Below are 4,491 nucleotides of genomic sequence, written 5' to 3' on the forward strand. Positions count from 1 at the left end.
GCGATAGCGGGCCGGGTTTGGGCGGCGCTGTCGGTGGAACACGGGTCAGAGGGCAGCCGGAACAGACCGTTCGGGCGTTATCTCTCTGCCTCGTTAGCCGAGTTTATACGACAAGTGTTCCCGTTGTGTTTCGTCTAGCCGCTGCCGATATCGCCGACAAGAGGATATCCAGACCCGGGTAAGGCGGGGATTTTCCCCGATTCAGTGCCAGATGAACGGATATGACCTGGCATTTTGAGGCCCGCGCGGTAGGCTGGAACTCGCTGGTCCATTTCCCCAGCGCAATGCGCAGTTCCACAGAGCCTACCGGCTGGGTGGGGATCGCGGGGCGTTATCGATCACATTGGTGGGCATCATCGAGCGTGGTGTGCACACCGCTGGCACCGATGATCCACTCGAGGAGGGACGCTTCGATGGGGGAGAAGCTCATAGCCGGTGAGTTCGACCCGTCCGGCCGGCGACGGCAGCGCGTCCGGCTGCGGCAGTGCCTCGACGGGCTGGGCCGGCTCCTGGCCGACAAGCGATTCGACCGCCCGAAGAATCTGATGGGGCTGGAGATCGAGCTGAATCTCGCCGGGGCCGACGGGCTGCCGAGGATGATGAACGCGGAGGTTCTGGAGCGCATCGGGAGTCATGATTTCCAGACCGAACTCGGGCAGTGCAATCTTGAAGTAAACATCGTGCCCCACCGTTTGCACGGACGCGTTCTCGATCAGCTCTCCGAAGAGCTCCGAACCGGTTTGTCATATGCCGATCGCAAGGCTCGGGAAGTATCCTCCGAGATCGTGATGATCGGAATTCTGCCAACCCTCGCCGCAGACGATCTGGGATCCACGAACCTCTCCTATGACGACCGTTACAAACTTCTCAATGAGCAGATGCTGGCCGCCCGTGGCGAGGATTTCCTCATCGACATCGAGGGCCGGGAGCGAGTCACCTACGCCAGCTCCTCCATCGCCCCCGAGGCCGCCTGCACCTCCGTCCAGCTCCATCTCCAGGTCACCCCGGGCCGCTTCGCGGACGCGTGGAACGCGGCGCAGGCGGCGGCCGCCGCGCAGATCGCGGTGGGCGCCAACTCCCCCTTCGTCTTCGGCCACGAGGCGTGGCGCGAATCCCGGCCGCCGCTGTTCCTCCAGGCCACCGATGTGCGGCCGCCGGAGATCGCCGTCCAGGGGGCGCGCCCGCGCACCTGGTTCGGCGAGCGCTGGATCGACTCCGCGTATGAGCTGTTCGAGGAGAATCTGCGCTATTTCCCGCCGCTGCTCTCCACCGGCGAGGACGAGGACCCGCTGCGGGCGCTGGACGAGGGCGGGGTGCCCGAGCTCCAGGAACTGGCGCTGCACAACGGCACGATCTACCGCTGGAACCGGCCCGTCTACGACGTCGTGGACGGTGTGCCGCATCTGCGCGTGGAGAACCGCGTGCTCCCCGCCGGGCCCACCGTCACCGATGTCATCGCCAACGCCGCCTTCTACTACGGGCTGGTCAGGGCGCTCGCCGAGGAGTCCCGCCCGGTGTGGACCCGGCTGCCGTTCGCGGCCGCCGCGGCCAACTTCGAGGCGGCCTGCCGGCATGGCATCGACGCGGTCCTGCAGTGGCCCAAATCCGGCCGTTCGGCGTCCCTGACCCGCACCTCCGCCGTACGGCTGGTCCGCGAGGAGCTGCTGCCGCTGGCCGCGTCCGGCCTCGACTCCTGGGGCGTGGAGCCCGCCGACCGCGACCGCTACCTCGGTGTGATCGAGGAGCGCTGCAAGCTGGGGGTCAACGGCGCGTCCTGGCAGGCGGCCACCTACCACCGGGCGCTGGGCGGCGGACTGGACCGGGACGCCGCCCTCGCGGCCATGACCCGCCGCTACTGCGCCCTGATGCGGACCGACGCACCGGTGCACACCTGGCCCACCGATCTCTCCGGGTGACGCCCCCGCCGTGGACCATGACCCCGTATTGTCCGGTGAGCGGGGCGGGTGCACCGATGAGGCGGAGAGACGGAAGTGGGGACAGGTGTGCGGTCACAGGCGCGGGGCGCGGAGTCGCCCGTGGTCGAGGACGGGCTCTCGCGGCGGATGCTGCGCGATGAGACGCTGCTCGTGCTGGCGCTGTCCCTGGGCGCGAGCGGGCTGTCCGCGCTGATCAGCTTTATCGGCTCGGTGACCAAACCGGGCGGGCTGAAGGACCAGGCGGCCAATCTCAACTCCTCCGCGGCGCCGGGGCGGCCCTGGCTGGATCTCGCCTGGCAGCTGTTCGGCATCACCACCGCGCTGGTGCCGGTCGCGCTCGTGGCCCATCTGCTGCTGCGCGAGGGCGCCGGGCTGCGGGTGATCGGCTTCGACCGCGACCGGCCCCGGTTCGACCTGGCGTGGGGCGCCGCGATCGCGGCCGCGATCGGCGGCACCGGGCTGCTGCTGTACCTCGGGGCGCGGGCGGCCGGGGGCAACCTCACGGTGGTACCCGAGTCGCTGCCCGATGTCTGGTGGAAGATCCCCGTACTGATCGCCTCCGCCGTGCAGAACGCGGTGCTGGAGGAGGTGGTCGTGGTCGGCTATCTGCTGCGCAGGCTCGGGCAGTTGGGCTGGACCCCGATGGCCGCCCTGCTGGCCAGTTCGGTGCTGCGCGGCTCGTACCACCTCTACCAGGGGATCGGCGGCTTCTTCGGCAATATGGCGATGGGCGTGGTCTTCGTGCTGCTCTACCGCCGCTGGGGGCGGGTCGGGCCGCTGGTCGCCGCCCACTCGCTGATCGACATCGTGGCCTTCGTCGGATACGCCGTGCTGGCGGGGCGGGTGGACTGGCTGCCCACGGCCTGACCCGCCGGCCGGCGCTGTGTGACGGGCCTCAGGTGAGCAGCTCGCCATCGATGACGGTGACGGCGCCGCCCGTCAGCAGCGTCCGGTCGCCGCGCAGCGCGGTGCGGACCAGGCCGGTGCGCGCGGACGCCTGGAGCCCGGTCAGCTCGTCACGGCCGAACCGGGCCGACCAGTAGGGCGCCAGCGCGGTGTGCGCGCTGCCGGTGACCGGGTCCTCGTCGATGCCGACGCCCGGGGCGAACATCCGCGAGACGAAGTCGTAGCCACGCCCGGGGTCCTCGGCGGCCGCGGTCACGATGACGCCCCGGTGGCTGATCCGCTTGAGTGCGGCGAGATCGGGGGCAAGGGCGCGCACGGTCTTCTCGTCGGCCACCTCGATCAGGAGGTCGTCGATGAGCGGGCCGGCGTGATGGGCGGCCACGATCTCGGCGCCGAGCGCCGCGCCGACCTCGGCCGTCTTCTCGGGCACCGGCAGCTCGGTCAGTGAGGCAGTGGGGAAGTCCAGCGTGATCGAGCCGCCGTCGTCGGCCGTCGCCGACAGCACCCCGCTGAGGGTGGCGAAGCGGACCGTGCCGGTCGCGGCCCCCGTGGCCTTGAGGACATGGGTGGTGGCGAGCGTGGCATGGCCGCACATGGGCGCCTCGGTGACCGGGGTGAACCAGCGCAGCGCCCAGTCGGCCTCCGCGGCCCGGGGGAGGGGGTGGGCGAAGGCGGTCTCGGCGAGATTGACCTCGGCGGCGACCTGCTGGAGCCAGTGGTCGTCCGGGAAGGCGTCGGTGTCGAGGAGGACGACCCCGGCCGGGTTTCCGGCGAAGGGACGGTCGGTGAACGCGTCGACGATTCGTATCCGCATAAGCCGACCGTAGGCGGCGGGCGGCGGGTGAGCCATGGCCAATCGTCCGGATGCGGCTCCTTCTGGGGCACGTAAGACCGGTGGCATGGGAGCCGCAGCGCGGGAATCGGCTCTCGGAGTGCCTGGGGGTCTCGGCGTGGCGGGAGAAGGGGGTTGGCATCCGATCGGTTCCGATATATCGTTGAAGTGTCGTGATGGATCGACGATAGAAAGGAGCGTCACGATGCGTTCTCATGGACATGGACACGGACGTGAGCACTGCGGACCCGGCCACCGTGGCTGGGGTGAAGGTGAGGGGCGTGAGGGGCGGCGCGCGGCGTTCGGCCCGTTCGGCCCCGGATTCGATGGTCCGCCCTTCGGTGGCCCCCCGTTCGGCGGCCGTGGCCGCGGCGGACCGGGTGGCCGGGGGATGCGCGGCCGGGCGCGGCGCGGCGATGTGCGCGCCTCGATCCTGGCCCTGCTGAAGGACCGCCCGATGCACGGCTACGAGATGATCCAGGAGATCACCGAGCGCAGCGGGGGAGCCTGGCGGCCCAGCCCCGGCTCGGTGTACCCCACCCTTCAGCTGCTCGAGGACGAGGGGCTGATCGGCAGCGAGAGCGAGGGCGGCAAGAAGCTGTTCGCGCTCACCGACGCCGGCCGCGCCGAGGCCGAGGCGGTGCCCGCCGCCCCCTGGGAGGAGGCCGGGCGCGGTATCGACTGGGAGGCCATGCAGGAGGTCCGCCAGGCGGGCTTCGGGCTGATGGAGGCGTTCGCCCAGGTCTGGCGGACCGGCAGCGCGGAGCAGCGGCAGAAGGCCGTCTCCGTCATCAATGAGTCGCGCAAGCGGCTGTA

The 4,491-nt window shown here is 70.3% G+C and carries 4 protein-coding genes; 3 read left to right on the forward strand and 1 reads right to left on the reverse strand.

The window, feature by feature from the left end; translation table 11 throughout:
• Positions 1–413 precede the first annotated feature (413 nt).
• Positions 414–1,916, forward strand: coding sequence for a glutamate--cysteine ligase (locus GWI24_RS40935; protein WP_210951096.1), 1,503 nt, complete (start codon positions 414–416; stop codon positions 1,914–1,916).
• A gap of 147 nt (positions 1,917–2,063) precedes the next feature.
• Positions 2,064–2,804: a CPBP family intramembrane glutamic endopeptidase gene (locus GWI24_RS40940; RefSeq protein WP_247617585.1), complete on the forward strand. Its 741-nt coding sequence runs from the start codon at positions 2,064–2,066 to the stop codon at positions 2,802–2,804.
• A gap of 28 nt (positions 2,805–2,832) precedes the next feature.
• On the opposite strand, the gene GWI24_RS40945 is transcribed toward GWI24_RS40940, so the two are convergent.
• A complete protein-coding gene (locus tag GWI24_RS40945) occupies positions 2,833–3,657 on the reverse strand; it encodes a PhzF family phenazine biosynthesis protein (protein WP_210951098.1) in 825 nt (274 codons plus the stop codon).
• A 223-nt stretch (positions 3,658–3,880) separates the two neighbouring features.
• On the opposite strand from GWI24_RS40945, the gene GWI24_RS40950 reads away from it, so the two are divergent.
• The coding region (locus GWI24_RS40950) for a PadR family transcriptional regulator (RefSeq protein ID WP_210951099.1) at positions 3,881–4,491 on the forward strand (611 nt) is incomplete at its 3' end.

Origin of the sequence: Streptomyces sp. MK37H, assembly GCF_018035285.1 — a bacterium.
In the GTDB taxonomy this organism is placed as follows: Bacteria; Actinomycetota; Actinomycetes; order Streptomycetales; family Streptomycetaceae; genus Streptomyces; species Streptomyces endocoffeicus.